This is a genomic window from Paenibacillus enshidis (genome assembly GCF_042136365.1).
In the GTDB taxonomy this organism is placed as follows: Bacteria; Bacillota; Bacilli; order Paenibacillales; family Paenibacillaceae; genus Paenibacillus; species Paenibacillus enshidis.
This window is the reverse complement of record NZ_JBHHMI010000063.1, coordinates 1-1,913: the sequence shown is the minus strand read 5'-3', so window position 1 is coordinate 1,913 and position 1,913 is coordinate 1. Positions and strand designations below refer to the sequence as shown.

The following is a 1,913-nucleotide window of genomic DNA, read 5'->3' as shown; positions in this document are numbered from 1 at the left end:
CAACGTCATCGGCAGGAGCAACACCACCGACAGAGGCAACGTCATCGGCAGGAGCAACACCACCGACAGAGGCAACGTCATCGGCAGGAGCAACACCACCGACAGAGGCAACGCCATCGACAGGAGCAACACCACCGTCTCAAGTAACTCCATCAGTAGAAGGCACTCTCTCAGCAGGAGTAGTACCAATAGGAGGAAATAATTCATATAAGACGAGGCCAATAGTACTATTAAATTATGCTAAGAATAATATTAAAATAGATTCATATGTATTTAAAACATATCTTGATTTTGTTGTCCAAAGTAAATTTAGTTCTATCCATCCTTATAAAATAGTAGTGCCATTCTTGTATAGGGTGTTACTTGAAAGTGCAATTCAACATTGGATTGATTGGTTTCGAAAACCAGAGAATCAAAGTAAATTCAGGAGTGGTTCGGATGCCTTAATTGGTGGAGTGAATGTATCCGATTTTCTGAATACGCCAAGAGAAACATCTGTAGTTAACGAGAAAAAGTTGAACGAGATAAAAGAAATACTAAAGGTGATTAAAGATAATCATGCGTGTAGTTTTATCAGGGAGTGTTTTAGAGGCATACCATCAAGTAGACCAACATCATTTATAAACGACATAAATAGTGTTGTACATGGCTCGATTGTCGAAATTGATATTGAGAAACTAAAAACATATGATGATTATGTGCTAAGGTATTTAAAAGCTATGTCATATTCAATGAATTTATAGGTTTATATTATAAGTTGCTAGACCGACATCAAAACTGTTACTACATCCGTAGAAGCTTATGTGGCGTTATCTTCGGACAGGGGTTCGACTCTCCATTTGTTAAATCCACAACCGAATCCGGTTGTGGATTCTGCTTATGCTCCTGTTTTTAATCCATTTTTAATTCTTTCTTAATACAAAACATAAGGATTGTAGTTTTTCTATTACTTTTAATTGGTGAGATGGATTGCGGATGACCTTGTTTTTCCTCTCATATATTATTTTTTTGTAATAGTCCGTTATATACTTCAACTCTCTTGGGGTCCAATTGGTACGTGATAATTCAAGTTGATACAAAGGAAAGAGAGGTAATGCCTCGTTATCTTCAATTACATAAGGTATCTTCATAGATTCAAAAATCGTCCAGAGTGTTTGATCAGCGGTTACAAATATAGGAATAGTCTCTTTTTTAGTAATCTGTGGAGTCAGTAGTCCTGGGAATACTAAATCAATTGCAGCGTTCCAAATAGCATGTAATAGCTCTTCCTCGGTGAATAGGACCATGGATGTACATTGAGCTATAACAAAACTTCATAGAAACCCCTCCAGAATTTATTAAGGCTTGATTTTATATAGTGTATAAAGGAGAACATTTGTTCTTTAAGGATATCAGTTCCACGTTTAAATATGTAAAGTAAGGGAGTCGGGAGTTATTTAGCCAAGTGGGTACTTTTCTTTTGTTTATGAAGTTGTTGTATAATAATGGTGATCAATTTTGAGTATTGGGAAGGGAAGTGACAGTTAATGTTTGAGGAAACAGATAAAAAGAAACAGGAGCTTGATCAAAAGAGACCCTTGCCCGTACACACTTTGCGAAGTATCCGAGAGCATCTGATTGTAAACTGGACATACCACTCCAATGCGATAGAAGGGAACACCCTAACGTTATCTGAAACAAAAGTAGCCCTCGAAGGAATCACGATCGGCGGAAAAACCATTAAAGAGCATTTGGAAGTGATTAATCATAAAGAAGCCATTCTTTATGTGGAGGATATCGTTAGACGGCAGGAGCCTTTATCAGAGTGGCAAATTAAGAGCATACATCGCCTTATACTTAACTTGAGTGTTGCAAATTCATTCGAGTAAGGTAGAAAATGGACAGACTTGTAGCGAGATACGATTTTTAGCCTT

At 37.2% G+C, this 1,913-nt stretch carries 2 pseudogenes; both read left to right on the top strand.

The annotated features are described in order from the left end of the window. Window positions 1-743, top strand: a pseudogene (locus ACE41H_RS25065) (hypothetical protein); the annotation flags it as partial. Between the two features lie 783 nt (window positions 744-1,526). Further along, window positions 1,527-1,838: pseudogene (locus ACE41H_RS25060) on the top strand (Fic family protein); the annotation flags it as partial. Window positions 1,839-1,913: the final 75 nt, after the last annotated feature.